The following is an 18,427-nucleotide window of genomic DNA, read 5'->3' on the forward strand; positions in this document are numbered from 1 at the left end:
AATATTCCAGTCTTCTGCTGAAAACAATGTACGAAATGTTTGTGAAGTTTCTGTGAAACGCTCTATCCTTCTGAATCTATGAAAAAAGAGCATAGTAACTATGCTCTCGGATGAAACTGTTTATATACATCTTTTAATCTAGCTTTTGAAACATGCGTATAAATTTGCGTCGTTGAAATATCTGCATGTCCTAGCATTTCTTGCACCGCTCGCAAGTCTGCTCCATTTTCTAATAAATGCGTAGCAAAAGAATGGCGCAACGTATGTGGTGTAAGCTCTTTTTCAATATTTGCTTCTTTCGCTAATCGTTTTAAAATTTTCCAAAATCCTTGTCTTGATAATCGATTCCCATGATGGTTTAAAAAGAGTGCATCTACTACTTTTTTACCCATCAATTCTCTTCTTCCCTTTTCAATATACTTTTGAATTGCTTCCGTCGCTAAACTTCCTAGTGGAATAATTCTTTCTTTATTCCCTTTCCCTATGCAACGAACAAATCCCATCGTTAAATGTACATCTTCTAAATTTAAAGCAATTAATTCTGAAACACGAAGCCCTGTCGCATACAATAACTCTAGCATCGCTTTATCACGAACCCCAAAAGCACTCGTCATTTTTGGTGTCTGAAGTAACGCTTCTACTTCATCGATTGATAGTACTTTCGGTAATTTCCGTTCTCCTTGCGGCGTTTCAATATGTACGGATGGATCGTGCTCTACCGCTCGTTCACGAAGTAAAAACTGGTGAAACGAACGAATCGATGCAATATGACGTGCTAATGTTTTCGAAGATTTTCCATTTTCTTTTAAGTGCTGCAGAAAATTAACAATGTGCAAGCGTGTCACTTCATGAAAGCTTTTCGCCTGTTCTACATTTTGCAAATACTTTACATAACTTTTTAAATCACGTTCATAAGATACTACTGTATTTTTCGCAAGCCCTTTTTCGACAACCATATAATGAATAAAATCTTTTAATTGATCTTCCAATCTACACTACTCCCCATTTTCATAGAAAAACATCATTCTATTTACGAAAGCATCCTTTGCTGGCTCTTCATTCCCTGATACTTTTTCTACAGTCTCTTCTTGTGGCTTTTCATAACGATGATAGCTTTCATATTCTTCATTTATCCATAGTATAGCGAAATAAAACAAAATCGTACAACTTGTAAATAATAAAAATACTTTTATTCCATCAAAAGTTAATTTTAAAGCTCGGCGCATTGTAAACTCCTCCAAAATATAAGTTATTACAACATATGCCAAGCTTTCACCAATTTATACCTTATTCAAATAAAAAACCTCTTCCTAGATAAATAGGAAAAGGTTATTTTTCATCCGTTTCATTTTCTTGACAATTTTTACAAATCCCATGGAATGTTAAACGATGATCTTTCACCTTAAAGCTCCAGTCACGTTCTACTTTCCTTTCCACTTCACCAAGTAAATCTTCTTGTATTTCTTGTACAGCACCACATTGTGTACAAATCAAATGATGGTGGAAACGCTGCGCACCTTCTTGGCGTAAGTCATAGCGTGAAACACCGTCTCCGAAGTTAATCTTATCGACAACTTTTAACTCAGATAATAGTTCTAAAGTTCGATAGACGGTTGCTAGTCCGATCTCTGGCGACTTTTCTTTTACAAGGAGGTAAACATCTTCTGCGCTTAAATGATCTTCTTCATTTTCTAGCAGCACACGAACTGTTGCTTCACGTTGCGGTGTTAACTTGTAGCTCGCTGCATGTAATTGCTTCTTAATTCGTTCAATTCTTTCTTCCATTCGGTACTACTCCCTCCTCGCCACTCTTACACCATTATATCAGAAGAAGGGCTTCTGTCAAAAGAAAAACAATAAAAACAAATTGATAATTATTCTCATAAAGTATTTATTGTTTATTAATAGCCTCAACGACTTCTTTCATTAAAACTGGTGATGCATAAGCTTCTACACTAGAAGCAAGAGCTAACACCGCTCCAATTATAAGAAAGAAGCATGTATAACGAATTAATAACGGTAATAGCGGCTCGGTTATTTTCCGAATAAATTGATGCCTAATCATGCGCAAGGAAAAGCTTGCGGCAATTGTTGTCATAACGAGAAATACTGGAATAATAATGAGGTTTTGTGGCAATACAGAAACGAATGCTAATAATAATCCATTCCATCCATGCTGACTGACTAAAAAACCTACTGTAAATCCGACAACTACTCCTTTTACAAACAATAAAATAAAAATAAGTGGCAATCCAATAATTGAAATCCCCAAAATCCAAATAAATCCAATGTATTTTAATTGCGAAAAGTAACTTTCTCGGAACATTTCGCTTGCAATAGCAAATTCCCCTTTAGAAACTTGTCCAAAAAAACGTTGTAAATAAAATGATAAATCTTGTTTTTGATTTAATTGTAGACTATTTACGAGAATGGCCCCAAATATTACTCCCATCAATAATAAAACAGCGTTAAATATATATAATGAAGAGTTTTCCTGTATGTGAGACATTACACGGTCTTGCCAAGTTTTTCTCCACATTTTTCTTCCCTCCGTTCACACTCTTACTAAAAATGTATGAAAGAAAGAAAAAAGTATGACGAATTAACATTGAAATTCCGCTCTACTTTGCTAAACTAAAAAGTAGAGAATAGGAGGGATTTCACTTGAAACCATTATTATTAGATTTTCCAACATTATTTCAAACTGAACGCTTACAAGTTCGTAAGCCATTTCCAGGTGATGGTACAGAAGTGTATGAAGCAATCCAAGCTTCTCTAGAAGACTTAGTACCGTGGATGCCAATTAACGCTGAAACAGAAGAAAGTGCTGAAGAAATCGTTCGTAACGCTCACGGACAGTTTTTACTTCGTGAAACACTTGATTTTCACTTATACGATAAAGTATCTGGTACATTCATCGGGGCTATAACGCTTAAACCTGAAAACTGGGATATTCCAAAGTTTTCACTTCACTTCTGGCTGCATAGTGCTTATACAAAACAAGGCTATATGACTGAAGCTATTAAAGGTGCCATTCAATTTGCCTTTGATAAGCTAAGTGCTAGAAGAATTGAAATTCGTATTGATGCAACAAATACAAATGCATGTAACCTAGCAGAACGTTTAGAATTTATTCTAGAAGGTACAATGGAAAATGATTTCATAGCACCAGATGGTAGCTTACGTGATGCACGCGTATACGCAAAAATCAATTAAAAAACACTCGCCTTTGGCGAGTGTTTATTTTTGTAGTTGTAAATATTGTACTGCAAACATCGTTTTTGCATCATGAATACGAAGATCTTTCATAAGAGTAGTCGCTTCCTCTAACGATACTTCCATCAATTCCACAAACTCATCTTCATCTAACTCGGCTTTATTTTCTTTTTTCGTCAAACCTGTCGCTTTATATACATATAAAATTTCATCTGCAAATCCTGGAGATGTATAGAAAGAAGTAATAAGCTCCATATTTTCACATACATATCCTGTTTCCTCTTCTAATTCACGAACTGCTGTCACCTCAGGTTTTTCACCAGGTTCTAACTTGCCGGCCGGAATTTCTATAATCGCCTTTTCAAGCGCTTTACGATACTGCTCAACAAGCACGATTTTCCCCTCATCAGTAATAGCAATAATAGCAACTGCACCAGGGTGATTTACAATTTCACGTTTACTCATTGCTCCATTTGGTAATACTACATCATCAACACGAACTTTTATAACTCTACCATCAAAAATTGGTTCAGTTTTTACTGTTCTCTCTGCAAGATTACTCATACTACTTCATCTCCCTGTTCTATTTCCTATTCTTTCCTCATACATTTTACCACATTGAAAGGAGCGTGATAGAAATGAAAGTTTATATTTTACCAAATCGCGTCACTTTAGTCGGAAAAGCATGGCAAATTCGCCATAAACTAAAACAATATGGCAAAGAGTATACAACTGTACAAGAGTGGATTACAGCAAATAAAAAGTAAACGTTTGTCAACCTCTTTTCCCTTTCGTACAATAAAGGTAAGGAGGTTGACCTATGAAAAAACGTCAATTAGGAAACTCAGATTTGTTTGTTACAGAAATGGGCCTTGGCTGTATGTCTCTCGGTACATCTGAAACAGAAGCTATGCGTATTATCGATGAAGCAATCGATTTAGGAATCAATTTTTTTGATACAGCGGATTTATACGATTATGGATTAAACGAAGAATTTGTTGGAAAAGCATTAAAAGGGAAACGAGACCAAATTGTTCTTACAACGAAAGTTGGAAATCGATGGACAGAAGAAAAAAACGGCTGGTCTTGGGATCCTTCTAAGAATTACATAAAGGCTGAAGTGAAAGAAAGTTTACGTAGACTTCAAACTGATTATATTGATCTTTATCAACTTCACGGCGGGACGATTGAAGATCCAATAGATGAAACAATTGAAGCCTTTGAAGAATTAAAAAAAGAAGGTATCATTCGCCATTACGGTATTTCTTCTATACGTCCAAATGTCATCCGTGAGTATGCAAAACGTTCAAATATCATTAGTGTGCTAATGGAATATAGCCTTTTAAATCGTCGCCCTGAAGAATGGTTCCCACTTTTCAGTGAACATCAAATTAGCATTATTGCTCGCGGACCACTTGCAAAAGGAATTCTAACTGACAATAATGCAAGAAAGATAGAAAGAGTAAAAGAAAAAGATTACCTTTCTTATTCTTACGATGAATTATATGCAACACTCGCAAGTGTAAAAGAAATAACCCAGGAAAGCTCTTTAACAAGAACAGCTATTCAATATTGCTTACATAACGAAACTGTTGCAGCTGTTATACCTGGTGCAAGCTCTATCCAACAACTGCAAGAAAATGTACAGGCTAGTAAACAAACACAGTTAACAACAGCAGAATATATACAACTTCAGCAAATTGCTAAATGTGATACTTACGCTTTACATCGTTAAAAAGACGCTACCATACTGGTAGCGTCTTTTTATAGCGTATCATATTTATCAGGATTCGTTCCTACATGTAAATTACGATTTAACGTATTAATTTGATTCATCTCTTCTTCTGTTAGTGCAAAATCAAAGATAGTAAAATTCTCCTTAATACGAGATGGTGTAACAGATTTAGGAATTGTCACGACACCGCTTTGAATATCCCATCTTAATATAACTTGCGCAGGTGTTTTTTCATATTTAGTAGCAATGGCCTGAATAATCGGGTGCTCGAATACTTCCCCGCCTCTCATTAATGGGCTCCATGCTTCCATTTGAATTTGCTCATCTTGACAGAAATTACGCAATTCAAATTGCGCTAACATCGGATGAAGTTCTACTTGGTTTACCATCGGCTTTACTTTACAATTTGGTAATAATAGCTCTAAATGATGTTTATGAAAATTAGAAACACCAATCGCGCGCACTTTACCTTCTTCATACAGTTTTTCTAACGCTCTGTACGTATCGACATACTTTCCTCTTATTGGCCAATGTATTAAATATAAATCTACATAGTCCATTTGTAATTTCTTTAAGCTTTTTTCAAACGCCTCAAGTGTTTCTTCGTATCCTTGATCGTCGTTCCAAACTTTTGTTGTAATAAATATGTCTTCTCTCGGAATTCCTGATTCACGAACCGCTTCTCCGACACCGCTTTCATTTTCATATACAGTCGCTGTATCAATCGAACGGTATCCAACTTCTAACGCTGTTTTTACTGCTTGTTTTACTTCGTCGCCTTCTTTCGCTTTATAAACGCCTAGACCAATCATCGGCATTTTCACGCCATTATGAAGTGTAGTTGTTGGAATGTGCACAGTCGTCTTCCTCTCATTCTTACATTTTTTATAAGCCACCACTTTATTTGAACAAGATTCAACCAAAAAGTCAAAACATATGTACAGTTTACATAATAATTTTATACACTAAAACGTGAACTCAATTATTCACATTTCCTTCTTTCCATTCTTTCGCTTTTTCATCAACATGACGTACAAATTCAGTTTTCCCTTCCGAATATAACGTGCCATCATATGTATACTTTTCAGCTAATTCTTTCTTTAAAGTTGCATATGCCTCAGCTTCTTCGCAATGGGCCATCATATAATCACGAAATGCTAAATGCCTTACTATCTCAGGATTTCCTCTTTCAAACACGTGTAAGTGATACGAACGTTTTTCCTCCGTTCCATGAATAAAATAACGACGTCTTGAAATACCATTTTCCCCTTTTGCGATGTAACCAAGCTCTATAAAACGTTCATTCCAATGATCTACTCTGTCGATACTCTCTACTTCCATAATCATATCTATAATTGGTTTAGCTGCCAGTCCTGGCACTGACGTACTTCCAATATGATGGACTTTCACCATTTCTGGCATCGCCGATTTTAATCGTTCGGACTCTATTTGAAATTTTTCGTTCCAATGATTTTCATGCGGAACGACTACAATTTTTCTCATTTTACACTCCCCTTTTCTTACAAGCTCGTCAAAAAAATGATCAGCGATATACACTGATCATTTTTTTATATTATTTAAAGTCTTTCCAAGTAAGGCTACTTTCACTTAGCAGTTCTTCAAATGATTTATTCTTTTCACGTTCTTTTTGTTCTTGACGCTTTCTTTCCAGTTCAGCTGCCTCTTTTTTCTCTTCTCTCACTTGCAATTCTTTCTTCTTATTCTTTAATTGCTGCATGAGTGAATCATTTAATTGATCGCCTAATGTAAGCGACTCTTTCTCTGGTTTATTTACTTGCGATTGTCTTTGCATTTGTCTTTGTTTCTTTTTCTTCATGCTACTCACCTTTTACTTTTTTCTCCATTATAGTAGATACACAATGAACTCGACAATAAAAAAGGTTCTTTACTCTATTATTCACCTTTTGTAAATATGTTAATTTTTCGAAAAAACTAAATTTTTATATAGATATAATCCTATGAATCTATTAAAATTATGTCGTATGATGTCAGATTATAAAAAAAGGAGAAATGAATTATGTGGAAAAAAATCATTCCTACTGTTGCCGTTTTAAGCACCATTACCTTTTCAACTGTATTTGCCGCTCCCCCATCCCAGACTCCAGCTGAACAAAACCGCTACGTAGACGTACAAATGCTTGGTATTAATGATCTCCATGGACAACTAGATACTGTTAAAAAAATTAATAACAAAGAAGCCGGTGGCGCTGATTACTTAGCTACTTATTTAAAAGAACGTAAAAAGCAAAACCCGAATACACTTCTCGTACATGCTGGCGATATTGTCGGAGCTAGTCCACCAGTTTCAGCATTGTTACAAGACGAACCAACGATTGAATTTTTGAATGACTTAAAATTCGATGTCGGTACAATCGGAAACCATGAATTTGATGAAGGTATCGATGAAATGAAACGCCTCATTTACGGTGGATATCACGAGAAAACGGGGAATTTCAAAGGTGCTAACTTCCCTTACGTCGCTGCTAACTTCTATAACAAATCAACTGGCCGCTTATTTTTACCACCATTTACTGTAAAAATGGTAGATGGTGTTCCTGTAGGGTTCATTGGTGTTGTTACAACTGATACACCAAATGTCGTGATGCCTACTATGCTTAAAAATGTACAGATCACTGACGAGGTAGAAGCAATTAATAAATCAACGCAACAATTAAAGCGTCTCGGTGTTAAATCCATCGTCGTCCTTGCCCATGTCGGCGGAACAACTGATGAATCTGGCGTGACAAATGGAGACCTTACTCGAATTGCAAATGAAACAGATCCAGAAGTTGATGTTATTTTCGGTGGGCATAGTCACACGTATGTAAATGGTACTGTAAATAATAAACTAATCGTCCAAGCGAACTCTTACGGAACAGCTTTCTCAGACGTAGATGTAACAATTGATCGTAAAACAAAAGATATTGTAAAGAAAAAAGCTGAAGTGATCACAACATATCATGAAGGTGTGGAACCTGATAAAGAAGTAAAACAAAAAATAGATCAATATAAAGAAAAGATCGCACCACTTGTAAATGAAGTTGTAGGAAACTCTACAGCACCTATCGACCGTAAACAAAATGATGCTGGTGAATCTACTCTTGGGAATGTAATTGCCGACGCACAGCGTCAAACAATGCAAGCTCAAATCGCACTTATGAATCCTGGTGGCATTCGTAATGACTTAGATGCTGGCGATATTACTTGGGGTGAATTATATGGTATTCAGCCTTTTGGAAACCAATTGATTAAAGTAGATTTAACAGGTCAAGATATTCGCGACATTTTAAATCAGCAATGGCAAAAAGGAACAACAAGAATGCTTCAAATTTCAGGTATTCAATATACGTGGGATGCAAATAAACCAAACGGTGAAAAGGTTACGAATATACGCTTAACAAATGGCGAGGAGTTATCTCCAACTAAAACATATAGCTTAGTTGCGAATGCTTTCTTAGCTTCTGGCGGTGACGGATTCGTATCATTTAAAAATGGGAAGAATTCAGAAACTGGTCCAAACGACTTTGAAGCGCTAGTCGATTATGTAAAACAATTAAAAGAACCAATTCAGCCTATTATTGATGGTAGAATTCAAAAAACAAATTAAGTATTTCCCTAATATGCGATCCAGATTTTTATTGTAAAGGGTACACTTATACTTACTTAATCCACAATATTAGTAAAACCTAAAAAGGATACTCGTTCTTACAATGAACTTAGTATCCTTTTCTTTAGTCATCCAAACGTGCTGTTTTGTTAAAGTCATATTGCTGTAAAAATTGTTGTAACGCCTCTTCTACAAGTTTAGATTTTTGAATTCCTTTCGCTTCTGATATAACGTCTAGTTTTGCTAATATTTCTTTATTAATAGAAAAAGTACGTTTCTTTTTTTCTGTACTTATACTCATAATTGGCGCGATTACTTCTTCTCTCTTGCTTAGTAATTCATAAATACTTTGTAATTGTTCATAAATTAATAATTGATAATCCGTTTTCGCATATTGAAGGGCTGTTGCTTCTTGGAGTTGTAAGTGACGAGGTTCTTCTCCATCTCCTACAAAAATACGTTTCTTCTGTTCTCCATCATATTCATATCCAATCAATCTTAACTTCTTTGATAATGTATACGGGCTTATTTCAAGACGTTTTGCTATGATAGCGATGGATTCACGTCTATTTAAGCAATCTATAATTTCTCCAATCGTCACAATTTCCCTCCTCCCGTGTTGAAATGACACTAGTATGATATGTTACAATGATTTTCTAACAGTATATGCAAAACAAATAGCCTGTGCGATTCATACGATTTCAGAAAAGGAGGTTTTCAATATGCTTTTTCGTAGCCATACCCCACAGTTTTATAATGAAAATAAACAACTCATTCCTAATAGTATTGCTACGATGGAAAGCGTTATGATTCATAATCGAAAACAAACTCTCCTTATTCGCGGGCAAAACATAGAGCGACCTATTTTATTATGCTGCCATGGTGGACCCGGCATGGCACAGATCGGATTTATTCGTCATTTTCAAAAAGAATTGGAGAAACACTTCATCGTTATTAATTGGGATCAGCGCGGGGCAGGTAAATCCTTTTCAATGAAAGATTTCGGAGTGAATTTTACAATTGAACAATTCGTTTCCGATGCAAAAGAAGTGATTCAATACGTACTTAAAAAGTTCAATAAACAGAAACTATTTCTCGCTGGTCATTCTTGGGGAAGTATTATTGGGCTTAACATAGCACATCAATATCCACAGTATATCGAGGCTTACATCGGTATTGGGCAGATTGTACATATGAAACAAAACGAAGAATTGCTATATCAGCATTTAATTCGTTCTGCAAAAAAACATGATCATAAAAAAGCATTAGCGTCCCTTTTAAAATTAGGCAAACCACCATTTTTAGATACGAGACGCCTTATTATTCAAAGAAAATGGCTTGGCACATTCGGCGGAGCAATCCAAAACGGATCTTCCTTTTCTTTCATACGAAAAGGCTTCTTTTCTCCTGAATATACACTATTAGATTGGTTCAAGTTTCTCGCAGGAAATTTAAAATCTGGTGTTTTATGGGAAGAAATGCTGACAATCGATTTCTTTTCTTCTATTTCAAGTTTATCTATTCCGGTTTATTTTTGTTCTGGTCGCTATGATTATCAAACTCCTTATGCACTCGTTCAGGAATATTGCGATGTGATAGCAGCACCCATAAAAAAAATGATTTGGTTCCCAAATTCAGCACATTCTCCTGATTTAGAAGAACCAGAATTATTCGCCAATTCTTTACAAGCAATTAAACAAGAGCTAGCTTTTCAGCATTAGTAACAAAGGCTCTTTTACATTTCATAGAAAACAATTTATAATAATATGTCGCAACTATGTATAAATATAGCAAAGTGCTTCATATTTACTTGCCTTAGCACAATAAAAATTTAGGGAGATTACATTTATTATGAATGCTGTACTCGTCGCAGTAGCAGTTATGCTATTGCTTAGTTTGTTACGTGTCCAGGTCATTGTCGCCATCATTGTTGGAGCTTTAACAGGCGGAATTATCGGCGGACTCGGTATTTCAGAAACGATTAACACTTTTACAACTGGCCTTGGAAACAGCGCCCCAATCGCTTTAAGTTATGCAATGCTTGGCGGTTTCGCTATTTCCCTTTCCAAAACAGGACTTCCAGATGCCATGATTCAAACTGCATTAAAATGGATTGGCAATGAACAAGACACGAAAAAACAAGTTTATTCTAAAATACTTATTTTATTCATCATTTTAACGATGGCTTGCTTCTCACAAAATGTGATTCCTGTTCATATCGCTTTCATCCCCATCTTAATTCCAGCACTATTAAAAGTACTAAATGAGCTGAAAGTGGATCGCAGACTTGTTACATGTATTATTACATTCGGATTGATTACTCCTTATATGTGGATTCCAGCGGGGTTCGGAAAAATTTATCATGACGTATTGCAAACAAATGCTGCACAAAGCGGCCTTACATTTGATGTTACACTTATTCCAAAAGCAATGACTATTCCAGCAATCGGTATGATTATTGGATTATGTGTAGCGGTATTCATTACGTACCGGAAACCTCGTACGTATGAAACAGAACAAGTTCATACTACTGCAAATGAAATCGTTCCCTACACAAAACGTAGCATTACTTTCGGATTATTATCTATCATAGCTACATTAACTGTTCAATTAGCAACAGAATCAATGATTTTCGGTGCTTTAGCAGGGATTATCGTCTTATCAGTAAGTGGTAGTCTACCTCTTAAAGAAGCAGATGCAATATTAACAAGCGGCATGCGCATGATGTCCTTTATTGGTTTTGTTATGATCGCTGCCGCTGGATTTGGCGCTGTTCTTCGAAAAACAGGACATGTTGAATCTCTTGTGCAAACGAGTGCACATATAATTGGAAATAACAAACCACTCGCTGCATTTCTTATGCTTGTGATTGGACTTCTCGTTACGATGGGCATTGGTTCATCCTTTTCAACCATCCCTATCTTAACAACAATTTTTGTACCTCTTTGCATGCAGCTTGGATTTAGTCCAATGGCTACAATTGCAATTATCGGTACAGCCGGAGCGTTAGGGGATGCAGGATCACCAGCATCAGATAGTACACTTGGACCAACATCCGGTTTAAACGCTGATGGTCAACACCATCATATATGGGATACATGTGTACCAACGTTTCTACACTATAATATACCGTTACTTATATTCGGCTTTATTGCCGCCATTACATTATAAAAGGTGCGTTTTATACGCACCTTTTACTTTTTTATTTTTCCTTTTAATTGTTGCAACGCTATTTTCCCATTTTCTTCGACACAACTCTCCATTTGCATGAATGACGGACCTGTCCACTCACTGTCTATACTCCCGTTCAGTCCAATAATTCTCAATTTATCTGGTATACGGATATTTAAATTTTTCGCTGCTCGCATTAACTCAAAAGTAATCTTATCACTTGAAGTTACAATGCCATCTATATACGGATAAGTTTGCAATAATGTAATAAACTGTTTATTCGTATACCCTTGTACACATTCTTCTCGATAAGAGATTCCTTCCTCCCAAACAGTATCTAAAAACCCTGATATGTGCTCTTCCATTTCTTCACTATCTTCTCCCTCACCGAAATAAGCAAGGAAGTGACAGCCTTTTTCTTTTAATAAAGAAACCGCTCTTTGTCCACTTTCATAATCATTTGTATGGGATTTTTTTTCGTCGATCACAACAAACGGAAATGGAATTTCTCCTATACTTTTAAAAACTGATTTTGTTAAAATAACACCTGCAACGTTATTTTCCTTCAACATATGTATGTATCTATCTTTATTCTCTATATTACAAACAATGATTTGATATCCTTCTTTATATGCTATTTCCTCAATACAATGTAGCAAAGTGATGTTTGATGGGTTATATAAATTATCTACAAGTAATGCAATTATCGTTGAATTCTCTTTAAACAATGGCTTTGCTGTACTATTTGGCCTATAATGTAATTCCTCAATTGCTTCCTTTACTTGTTTTACTGTGTCCTCATGAACGTATCCTTTTTCATTAATAACTCGTGAAACAGTTGCGACTGAAACACCTGCCAATTTTGCAACATCACGTATAGTTGCCACATCGTCACCCCTTAATATGGTAATAGATTACAATTTTACGGTAACCTAAATTACAATATTCGTCAAGGTTAATAACTTATATTTCTGAAAATTGTTACATCATCATACTAAACGATACTCTAACTGAATTTCATGTAAAATTGGGATATTATCATACCCAATACGTGGAATTTCTTTCTTGATTTTTCGTGCCTCTTCTACTGCATTCACATATAAATTTGTCATCACAAAATTACGTTTTTGGTAAAAACGTAACGCATTCATATTATCATTTGTTGTTATGAGCCAAACCCGCCCGCACCGTTCTTCTTCTGCAACTTGTAATACACAATCCACAAGTTTTGTCCCTATTCCTTTTCTTTCTTCAAAGCTATCTAACGACACAATTTCACACATATTTCCGGTCACTTCATACGTTATAATTCCGATTATTCTGTCATCCGAGAGCGCAACAAATCCTGGCAACTCTTCTAACTGATGCCCCTTCCCACGTGAAACCATCAATGAACTCCCCCAGTTCTCACACATGAACATTCGGATTGTTTCTTTCATCGCTGGCGTAATTTTTTGTATATACACCACTTCCTATTTCTCCCCTTTTCTATCATTGTGATACAATATAAGTGTATCACATGTAACGGTATTTGGAGGATGAGGTAAAGTATGAAACGTTTTTTTGCAGCATTGTTTACTATACTAGGTGCGATAACTGCCCTTGGGATTTTCTTTACAAATAAAGTGATGTACTTAAAGAAAAAAACAGAGGAAGAAGTACTCGAAAGAGAAACGAAAAAACATTTTCGTATAGAGGATTTTGATGCTCTTCATAAAGAAGAAATTCACATTCCTTCGCAATTCGGCTATGATCTTCATGGATATTACATTCCTGCTGGTCATTCCAATAAGTTTATGATTTTTTGTCACGGCGTAACTGTAAATAAAATGAACTCTGTAAAATATGCACGGTTATTTTTAAACAGAGGGTATAATGTCGTTATTTATGATCATCGTCGTCATGGTAAAACTGGCGGAAAAACAACAAGCTATGGATACTATGAAAAACATGATTTAAAATCAGTAGTTGACTGGCTAAAAAGTCGTTTTGGAACAAATATAACACTCGGTATTCATGGTGAATCTATGGGAGCTGCAACACTTCTTCAATACGCAGGACTTGTAGAAGATGGTGCTGATTTCTATATTGCAGATTGTCCTTTCTCTGATTTCTATGGGCAATTACAACACCGTTTAAAGGTTGAATTCCATTTACCTAAATGGCCTTTATTACCTTTAGCAAATGCTTTTTTAAAAGTGCGTGACGGTTATACGATTCGCGAAGTTTCACCAATCGATTGTATAAAAAATATTAACAATCCCGTCCTCTTTATTCACAGTAAAGATGATGATTATATTTTAGCTGATATGACGAAAGCACTATATGAAGCAAAAGAAAACAATAAACAACTTTATATTGCAGAACGCGGCGCACACGCTTGCTCTTATAACGAAAATAAAGAAGAGTATGAAGCAGCCGTTGATCAATTTTTAAACTCATATGTAAAAGAAACAAAAAACAGGCTTGCATAAGCCTGTTTTTTTATTGCGCTAAAACGTCTGTAACTTGTTCCATATTTTCAGAAATCCATTGCATTGCATCATCTAACGTTGGAAATTCTGTCGTTTGAAATGTTACCTCATCTTGAAGTAACCAAACATCCTTTGACTCTTGTCCTACACCTGCAATGGACCAGTGTAACAAACTATATGGATGATTATCATTCAAAAATGATGCCCACGTGCGCTCATTTGCAATATTTCGTAATGTACGTAATTGTTTATCCATCTTTCGTCACCTTACTCTAGTCAGTTATAAAAAACATTATAACACTCTCTTCTCTCCCAAAGAAAGTGCTCATTTGATATTGTCAAGTACTTCTCTTGATTATATGATGAAATTAAGCGTTTGGGAAGGAGGGATAGCGTTGGCTAAAGTACAAATTAAAGTAAATGATAATGGCTCTTTTCGCGTTACAGGGGACGTGGAATTAGTCGATTCACAAGGGAATGTATTCCCAGCAAAACCGGCATTTTCTTTATGCCGTTGTGGTTTATCAAAAAATATGCCTTATTGCGATGCTTCGCATAAAGGTAAATTCGAATCTGTTGTTAGAGCACCAGAGGTAGAATAATTCCACATGTGACATGCACATTTTTTTGTGCATGTTTTTTCTTTTCATTAACTCTCGTCCTCCCTTTTCCTTACAACATTTCTCATACTTTTGTCCTCATTCCAACTTACGTATATTTTCACACAATTCTTCACATTCGAATATTTTTTACTAGCCTTTTATCTTTTTTATGCTATAATTTGAGCAAACAACATCCTTCGGGGTCGGGTGAAATTCCCAACCGGCGGTGATGAAGTGCAAACTTCTAAGTCCGTGACCCGTTTTCAACTCGAAAACGGTGGATCTAGTGAAACTCTAGGGCCGACAGTATAGTCTGGATGGGAGAAGGATATGTTTTCTAGTAATTTTATATAGCGAATACACTTTTATTTCAGTATGCATATTTTTAAAGTTTCATTTTGAATCTTTATATATGTTTTATTTTGTATACTTATGTTTCTATACTGGAATAAAAAGATACGACTAGCGTTTGAAAAATTCGATATTTTGCTAGGTTTTTTCCTTATGCAATAATATCAATCATCGTTAGGTTTCTTTCCTATACTTTCGTATTCGAACTATATTTCTAGAAATCACGTCTCCCAAACCCCAAGGATATAAAATCCTTGGGGTTTTTTGATTTTTTTCAGGAGAGGTGAAGAGAATGACAGATCAAGAATATATGAGGATTGCCCTGCAGTTAGCAGAAGGAACATCCGGACAAACAAGTCCCAATCCTATGGTTGGTGCTGTTGTTGTAAAAGATGGAAACATCGTCGGTATGGGAGCCCATTTACGTGCTGGTGAAGAACACGCAGAAGTTCATGCTCTTCATATGGCTGGTGAGAAAGCAAAAGGAGCTACCGTTTATGTAACACTTGAACCGTGTAGCCATTTTGGAAAAACACCACCTTGCTGTGAATTACTCATCGAAAAGGAAGTTAAGCGAGTTGTAATTGCTACTCTTGATTGCAACCCTCTCGTTTCTGGTAATGGAAAAAAGAGATTAGAAGAAGCTGGCATCGACGTAACTACCGGTGTTCTTGAAGCAGAAGCCACCTTATTAAATCGTTTCTTTTTTCACTACATGAAAACGAAACGTCCATTTGTAACAATAAAAACAGCAATGAGCTTAGATGGAAAAACAGCAACTGTCACTGGTGAAAGTAAGTGGATTACAGGTGAAAAAGCACGAGCTGATGTTCACCAATATCGCCATACACATGATGCGATTCTCGTGGGAGTAAATACAGTTATAGCTGATAATCCGCATTTAACGACAAGAATTCCTAACGGGGGTAAACATCCTATACGCGTTATTTTAGATACCCATTTACGAACACCACCATCTTCTCATGTTATAACAGATGGTTTAGCACCGACATGGATTTTTGTCGGCAAGGATGTAAATAAAGAGAAAATAGCTTCTTATGAATCTGAAAATGTAGCTATATTCCAAATGAAAACGAAGCAAATTGAAATTGAGGACCTCCTTTTCTTTCTTGGAGAGAAGCAAATTCTTTCTATATTCGTTGAAGGAGGCCAATCGATTCATGCAAGCTTCTTACAAACAAAGCATTTCAATGAAATTATAACTTATATAAGCCCGATATTAATTGGTGGGAATGATGCCCCTACTTTATTTGGCGGAAATGGTTTCGCAGCATTACAAGATGCACTTTCCTTGGAAATTCAAGAGATGAAACAAATTGGCGATGATATAAAAATCGTTGCGAATGCCCGAAGCGAGGTGACGGAATGTTTACAGGAATTGTAGAAGAGTTAGGAACGATTGCAAACATGCAACAAAGCGGAGAAGCGATGAAGTTAACGATCCACGCAAATAAAATTTTATCAGATGCTCACTTAGGTGATAGTATCGCGGTTAACGGTATTTGCTTAACTGTAACGAGTTTCACAACAACTTCATTCACAGTGGACGCAATGCCTGAAACGATGCAATCCACATCACTTCGCATGCTTAAACCACACTCTAAAGTAAATTTAGAACGGGCGATGGCTGCAAACGGACGATTCGGTGGACATTTCGTTTCAGGACATATAGATGGCATCGGAACGATATTAAACAAAAAACAACACTATAATGCCGTCTATTACAAAATAGCTATTGCTGATGAATTGCTGCGCTATTGTTTGCATAAAGGATCCGTTGCTGTTGATGGAACGAGTTTAACAATATTTGATATAGATGAATCTTCCATCACCATCTCACTCATCCCGCACACAGTAAGTGAATCTGTTATCGGAGAAAAGAATGCCGGTGACATCGTAAACATTGAGTGTGACATGATCGGTAAATATATCGAACGCTTTATTTCTAAACCTGTAAAACGAACAGGTTCAATGAGCGAAAGCTTTTTACAAGAAAACGGATTTCTATAAGGGGGAAGCATGATGTTTCATCGTATTGAAGAAGCTCTAGAAGATTTAAAACAAGGAAAAGTCGTCATCGTATGTGATGATGAAAACCGTGAAAATGAAGGCGATTTTATCGCTTTAGCAGAGTATATTACGCCGGAAACGATTAACTTTATGATTACACATGGGCGTGGCCTCGTTTGTGTACCGATTACGGAAGGGTACGCAGAACGTCTACAGTTAGAACCAATGGTAGCTCATAATACAGATTCGCATCATACTGCATTTACTGTGAGCATTGATCACGTTTCTACAACAACAGGAATTAGCGCTCACGAACGTGCAACTACGATACAAGAATTGTTAAATCCTGCATCAAAAGGTGCTGATTTCAATCGTCCTGGACATATCTTTCCATTAATCGCGAAAGAAGGTGGTGTCCTGCGCCGCGCTGGTCATACAGAAGCTGCTGTCGATTTAGCACAGCTTTGCGGAGCAGAACCAGCTGGAGTTATTTGCGAGATTATCAATGAGGACGGTACGATGGCACGCGTACCTGATTTACTACAGTGTGCAAAACAATTTGATATAAAAATGATTACAATAGAAGATTTAATTTCTTATCGCCGCCACCATGAAACATTAGTGACGAGAGAAGTGGAAATTACATTACCTACAGATTTCGGTACTTTCCATGCAGTTGGCTATTCTAATTCATTAGATACGAAAGAACATATCGCACTCGTAAAAGGTGATATTTCAACAGGAGAGCCTGTACTTGTACGCGTTCATTCAGAGTGCTTAACAGGTGATGTATTTGGCTCATGCCGTTGTGATTGCGGACCACAACTCCATGCTGCACTTGCTCAAATTGAGCGTGAAGGAAAAGGCGTTCTTCTCTATATGAGACAAGAAGGACGAGGCATCGGCCTTCTTAATAAGCTTCGCGCTTATAAGTTACAAGAAGAAGGATTCGATACTGTAGAAGCAAACGAAAAACTTGGATTCCCAGCTGATTTACGTGATTACGGTATTGGTGCTCAAATTTTAAAAGATTTAGGTTTACAACATTTACGATTATTAACAAATAACCCGCGAAAAATTGCTGGCTTACAAGGTTACGATTTAGAAGTAATCGAGCGTGTACCGTTGCAAATGCCAACAAAAGAAGAGAATAAAACGTATTTACAAACGAAAGTAAACAAATTAGGACATTTACTAAACTTATAATAAAGGGAGAGAT

At 36.2% G+C, this 18,427-nt stretch carries 23 protein-coding genes and 1 riboswitch; of the genes, 11 read left to right on the plus strand and 12 right to left on the minus strand.

From position 1 onward, the window contains the following. Positions 1-98: 98 nt before the first annotated feature. The 4 genes from xerD to spoIIM all read right to left on the minus strand — a co-directional run bounded on the left by xerD (position 99) and on the right by spoIIM (position 2,509). Positions 99-989 carry a site-specific tyrosine recombinase XerD gene (xerD, locus tag MR115_RS05015; RefSeq protein ID WP_000390083.1) on the minus strand — a complete coding sequence of 297 codons (891 nt, stop codon included), beginning with the start codon at positions 987-989 and terminating at the stop codon, positions 99-101. Between the two features lie 6 nt (positions 990-995). After that, positions 996-1,226 carry a YqzK family protein gene (locus MR115_RS05020; RefSeq protein ID WP_001250433.1) on the minus strand — a complete coding sequence of 77 codons (231 nt, stop codon included), beginning with the start codon at positions 1,224-1,226 and terminating at the stop codon, positions 996-998. Between the two features lie 103 nt (positions 1,227-1,329). Then, positions 1,330-1,785: a ferric iron uptake transcriptional regulator gene (fur, locus tag MR115_RS05025; protein ID WP_000392657.1), complete on the minus strand. Its 456-nt coding sequence runs from the start codon at positions 1,783-1,785 to the stop codon at positions 1,330-1,332. Between the two features lie 106 nt (positions 1,786-1,891). Beyond that, a complete protein-coding gene (spoIIM, locus tag MR115_RS05030; RefSeq protein WP_229200852.1) occupies positions 1,892-2,509 on the minus strand; it encodes a stage II sporulation protein M in 618 nt (205 codons plus the stop codon). Between the two features lie 155 nt (positions 2,510-2,664). On the opposite strand from spoIIM, the gene MR115_RS05035 reads away from it, so the two are divergent. Continuing rightward, complete coding sequence (locus MR115_RS05035; protein ID WP_097818800.1) at positions 2,665-3,216, plus strand: GNAT family N-acetyltransferase; 552 nt, start codon at positions 2,665-2,667, stop codon at positions 3,214-3,216. Between the two features lie 24 nt (positions 3,217-3,240). On the opposite strand, the gene MR115_RS05040 is transcribed toward MR115_RS05035, so the two are convergent. Further along, on the minus strand, positions 3,241-3,780 hold the full coding sequence (locus tag MR115_RS05040; RefSeq protein WP_061678130.1) for an NUDIX hydrolase: 540 nt from the start codon (positions 3,778-3,780) through the stop codon (positions 3,241-3,243). A 74-nt stretch (positions 3,781-3,854) separates the two neighbouring features. On the opposite strand from MR115_RS05040, the gene mciZ reads away from it, so the two are divergent. Continuing rightward, positions 3,855-3,983 (plus strand): Z-ring formation inhibitor MciZ, encoded by a 129-nt coding sequence (mciZ, locus tag MR115_RS05045; RefSeq protein ID WP_000870295.1) that lies wholly within the window; start codon positions 3,855-3,857, stop codon positions 3,981-3,983. A gap of 53 nt (positions 3,984-4,036) precedes the next feature. Further along, positions 4,037-4,951 carry an aldo/keto reductase gene (gene lolS, locus MR115_RS05050; RefSeq protein ID WP_242240255.1) on the plus strand — a complete coding sequence of 305 codons (915 nt, stop codon included), beginning with the start codon at positions 4,037-4,039 and terminating at the stop codon, positions 4,949-4,951. A gap of 29 nt (positions 4,952-4,980) precedes the next feature. Here the strand turns inward: lolS and MR115_RS05055 are convergent, their stop codons facing one another. From MR115_RS05055 to MR115_RS05065, 3 genes are all read right to left on the minus strand, one after another. Further along, positions 4,981-5,808, minus strand: a complete 828-nt coding sequence (locus tag MR115_RS05055) for an aldo/keto reductase (protein ID WP_242240257.1) — start codon at positions 5,806-5,808, stop codon at positions 4,981-4,983. 121 nt (positions 5,809-5,929) lie between these two features. After that, on the minus strand, positions 5,930-6,454 hold the full coding sequence (locus tag MR115_RS05060; protein ID WP_242240258.1) for a GrpB family protein: 525 nt from the start codon (positions 6,452-6,454) through the stop codon (positions 5,930-5,932). A 70-nt stretch (positions 6,455-6,524) separates the two neighbouring features. Beyond that, entirely contained in the window at positions 6,525-6,788 is a 264-nt protein-coding gene (locus MR115_RS05065; RefSeq protein WP_000727552.1) for a YqkE family protein, read from the minus strand. A 201-nt stretch (positions 6,789-6,989) separates the two neighbouring features. Between MR115_RS05065 and MR115_RS05070 the strand changes: the two genes are divergently transcribed. Continuing rightward, entirely contained in the window at positions 6,990-8,579 is a 1,590-nt protein-coding gene (locus MR115_RS05070) for a bifunctional metallophosphatase/5'-nucleotidase (RefSeq protein ID WP_242240260.1), read from the plus strand. Between the two features lie 124 nt (positions 8,580-8,703). Here MR115_RS05070 and MR115_RS05075 read toward each other — a convergent pair whose 3' ends face one another. Next, the gene (locus MR115_RS05075; RefSeq protein ID WP_000151918.1) at positions 8,704-9,180 is read right to left on the minus strand and encodes a ribbon-helix-helix domain-containing protein; all 477 of its coding nucleotides are present in this window, start codon (positions 9,178-9,180) and stop codon (positions 8,704-8,706) included. Positions 9,181-9,301: 121 nt separating this feature from the next. On the opposite strand from MR115_RS05075, the gene MR115_RS05080 reads away from it, so the two are divergent. Together MR115_RS05080 and MR115_RS05085 are read left to right on the plus strand one after the other, a co-directional pair. Next, complete coding sequence (locus tag MR115_RS05080) at positions 9,302-10,300, plus strand: alpha/beta fold hydrolase (protein ID WP_242240262.1); 999 nt, start codon at positions 9,302-9,304, stop codon at positions 10,298-10,300. A gap of 130 nt (positions 10,301-10,430) precedes the next feature. Then, positions 10,431-11,750, plus strand: a complete 1,320-nt coding sequence (locus MR115_RS05085; RefSeq protein WP_061678124.1) for a Na+/H+ antiporter family protein — start codon at positions 10,431-10,433, stop codon at positions 11,748-11,750. A gap of 23 nt (positions 11,751-11,773) precedes the next feature. Here MR115_RS05085 and MR115_RS05090 read toward each other — a convergent pair whose 3' ends face one another. Then, complete coding sequence (locus MR115_RS05090) at positions 11,774-12,637, minus strand: LacI family DNA-binding transcriptional regulator (protein ID WP_242240263.1); 864 nt, start codon at positions 12,635-12,637, stop codon at positions 11,774-11,776. A 102-nt stretch (positions 12,638-12,739) separates the two neighbouring features. Further along, entirely contained in the window at positions 12,740-13,219 is a 480-nt protein-coding gene (locus MR115_RS05095) for a GNAT family N-acetyltransferase (RefSeq protein ID WP_242240266.1), read from the minus strand. An 81-nt stretch (positions 13,220-13,300) separates the two neighbouring features. Between MR115_RS05095 and MR115_RS05100 the strand changes: the two genes are divergently transcribed. Next, the gene (locus MR115_RS05100; RefSeq protein ID WP_048546291.1) at positions 13,301-14,224 is read left to right on the plus strand and encodes an alpha/beta hydrolase; all 924 of its coding nucleotides are present in this window, start codon (positions 13,301-13,303) and stop codon (positions 14,222-14,224) included. Positions 14,225-14,234: 10 nt separating this feature from the next. Here the strand turns inward: MR115_RS05100 and MR115_RS05105 are convergent, their stop codons facing one another. Then, the gene (locus MR115_RS05105) at positions 14,235-14,480 is read right to left on the minus strand and encodes a DUF2552 family protein (protein ID WP_000360810.1); all 246 of its coding nucleotides are present in this window, start codon (positions 14,478-14,480) and stop codon (positions 14,235-14,237) included. Between the two features lie 103 nt (positions 14,481-14,583). On the opposite strand from MR115_RS05105, the gene MR115_RS05110 reads away from it, so the two are divergent. The 4 genes from MR115_RS05110 to ribBA all read left to right on the plus strand — a co-directional run bounded on the left by MR115_RS05110 (position 14,584) and on the right by ribBA (position 18,414). Continuing rightward, a complete protein-coding gene (locus tag MR115_RS05110; protein ID WP_242240614.1) occupies positions 14,584-14,826 on the plus strand; it encodes a CDGSH iron-sulfur domain-containing protein in 243 nt (80 codons plus the stop codon). A 189-nt stretch (positions 14,827-15,015) separates the two neighbouring features. After that, a riboswitch (FMN riboswitch) is annotated at positions 15,016-15,159 on the plus strand. 310 nt (positions 15,160-15,469) lie between these two features. After that, a complete protein-coding gene (gene ribD / locus MR115_RS05115; protein ID WP_242240268.1) occupies positions 15,470-16,582 on the plus strand; it encodes a bifunctional diaminohydroxyphosphoribosylaminopyrimidine deaminase/5-amino-6-(5-phosphoribosylamino)uracil reductase RibD in 1,113 nt (370 codons plus the stop codon). Next, a complete protein-coding gene (gene ribE / locus MR115_RS05120) occupies positions 16,564-17,208 on the plus strand; it encodes a riboflavin synthase subunit alpha (RefSeq protein ID WP_098586986.1) in 645 nt (214 codons plus the stop codon). Before ribD ends, ribE begins: the two co-directional genes overlap by 19 nt. A gap of 12 nt (positions 17,209-17,220) precedes the next feature. Then, complete coding sequence (gene ribBA / locus MR115_RS05125) at positions 17,221-18,414, plus strand: bifunctional 3,4-dihydroxy-2-butanone 4-phosphate synthase/GTP cyclohydrolase II (RefSeq protein WP_242240271.1); 1,194 nt, start codon at positions 17,221-17,223, stop codon at positions 18,412-18,414. Positions 18,415-18,427: the final 13 nt, after the last annotated feature.

Origin of the sequence: Bacillus cereus group sp. BfR-BA-01309 (genome assembly GCF_022664315.1) — a bacterium.
Lineage (GTDB): Bacteria > Bacillota > Bacilli > Bacillales > Bacillaceae_G > Bacillus_A > Bacillus_A mobilis.